The 2,111-nt window shown below is 49.5% G+C and carries 2 protein-coding genes; both read right to left on the reverse strand.

The features are described from left to right. Positions 1 to 158: 158 nt before the first annotated feature. Positions 159 to 1,040, reverse strand: a complete 882-nt coding sequence (locus tag C230_RS21070; RefSeq protein WP_018130131.1) for a copper amine oxidase N-terminal domain-containing protein — start codon at positions 1,038 to 1,040, stop codon at positions 159 to 161. 707 nt (positions 1,041 to 1,747) lie between these two features. Continuing rightward, positions 1,748 to 1,993 (reverse strand): nucleotidyltransferase family protein, encoded by a 246-nt coding sequence (locus C230_RS21620; RefSeq protein ID WP_245533936.1) that lies wholly within the window; start codon positions 1,991 to 1,993, stop codon positions 1,748 to 1,750. Positions 1,994 to 2,111: the final 118 nt, after the last annotated feature.

The following is a 2,111-nucleotide window of genomic DNA, read 5'->3' on the forward strand; positions in this document are numbered from 1 at the left end:
GCAGTGAATGTCAACCATTCCGAGACCCAGCATACAGGAGGCGCTTTTTGTTTTGCAAACCGCATTTTAATTCATCACAGGAATAGCTCCTTTCCTTATAAGGACCACCCCAATACAGTGGGTGGTATGTAACGGAATGGAGGGGATCCATTCCAATGCTACTTTAAGTTAGGCAAATAGTGATTGACTTCTGCACCAGCATACGTAGGCGTTGTCGAGTTGTGATATTTCGTGCTGGTAGTATCCCAGACAGTATAAATGATCGCTAAGACATGGGGATCGATATCATCAACATTAGTTACCGGCGCTTGATGCAATTCCAACTCTTCAATTCGATATACACCAGTTGTGACATAAGTTCTTGGTACATACCACATCACCTTCCCGTTGCCCACAAATGGTCTTTCAAATTGCGACTCATCCGGATTATGAAGAGGATCTGTTCCATACACATATTTCTCAGGCGCCTTATTACCCGTAAACGCCGGCAACTTGTCCTTGTTGGCGTTCAGCCATTGCATCAGAATGGCCGCCTGCTCATAGGTCACCTTCTGGTCTCCCGATTGCCCGGTCACCATTTGGTTCAGCATGTCCTGCACATCCTGGTTGACAAACACCTGTCCTCCGCTGTTCGGATCCCACCTCACCGATGCGCCCAACGCCTGGGACACATACCGGAGCGGAACCAAAGTGCGGTCATTGACAATCGTCGAAGGCACATCCATCGTCAGCGGATGTCCGTTCACATCCAGCACGTTTTTCCCAATGGAGATCTTGACGGTGATGCCATCTTTTTGGGCAATGGCGGTGCGAGTGGCGCCATCCCAGGTCACTGTTGCTCCCAGCGTCTCAAGCAAGGCCCGGAACGGAACATACGTGCGATCCTGGATGATCTGCGGGCTTACGTCCGTGAACTGGACTTGCTTTCCGTTGAAAAAGACATTCGGGCTCTCCGCAGCGGATGCCGCTTGCAGATTGGCCGCCATGGCCGCTCCGGCCAGAAGCAGGGTTGCGAGGGTTTGTTTGAGCGAGCGCTGCATGTTCTCACCTTCCAAAAATGTCTCAAAACGATAGAAAATATATCACATTAATATTGTACGTCCGAACTGGACGAACTTCCTGCTACATGCCAAACCCTTCAGACAGTTGTGGCCAAGTTTTTCGAAACTTAAAAAAGAAAAGCCCATCTTTGAGGTGAGCGGCGTAGTCGAGGTGAAGCATCCCTTCAGAAGTCAAAGCCCCCTGATGTATAAGTAAGAAAATTGAAAAAAGAGAGGGTGAAGATTGGGGATTTTCGGAGAGGCAAGCAGCAGTTGAGCGTTTGCGCTTAACGCAAGAGATTGCTGCTAGAGGGTAATGTAAACTCTAGGGGGCAAAAAGCGCTTTTCCCCAACCAACAAAAAAGCGATAGACCGCCCCCTCTTGGAAAGTAGCCGTCTATCAAACCCAAACGAGCCGCCCCCTTAAAGGTGACTCCTTTCATAACATACCACAGTTATGTGAAAATGGAGAAGGGGTGGGGAATATGACCTTTTGGACACGTGTTTGGAAGCGCCTGGTGACCTTCAGAAGTGTTCAGGCGGACGAAAAATACAGGCGATTGAACGAAGAACTTGCCGAAAAGGGTAGCAACTTCCGGTGGGTGGAAGTGGTTCCCGGCGAGTGGTACTGCGTTGGTACAATGCACCTTGAAAAGCCTATTCCGCCCTTGCGGACGTTTCATGTTAAGAGAGGGTCTGAGCGGGAATCAGAATGGTTTTGCCTCGGCCAAAATGTGCTCCCGAAGCATTGGATGGATCGTGCTTTCAGTCACAACGTCAACAGGCATGTTCAGCAATTCTTCCAGATCCTGTTTGAATCCGATCCGATCCAAGAGGTTCGGTTCTTCAAATTCCACGAGAAAATCAACGTCACTGTCAGCAGTTTCCTCTCCACGAGCTTGGGATCCGAAAATCCGGATGTTTTTGACCCGGTATTTAGAAGCCAGATACAATATATCGTCCCGTTTGTTTAAAATTGTAGCCGCTCACGCTATTTGGCGGTGAATTTCTCACCGCCATTGTCGTGAGCGCTCTACCGTCAATCCGCCAGCCGAGTGAGCGCTGTGTCGA

Origin of the sequence: Effusibacillus pohliae DSM 22757 (assembly GCF_000376225.1) — a bacterium.
GTDB classification, from domain to species: Bacteria; Bacillota; Bacilli; order Tumebacillales; family Effusibacillaceae; genus Effusibacillus; species Effusibacillus pohliae.

Coding starts and splice junctions, on each gene's coding strand:
- C230_RS21070 (WP_018130131.1), bottom strand. CDS start 1,040: ATGCAGCGCTCGCTCAAACAAACCCTCGCAACCCTGCTTCTGGCCGGA.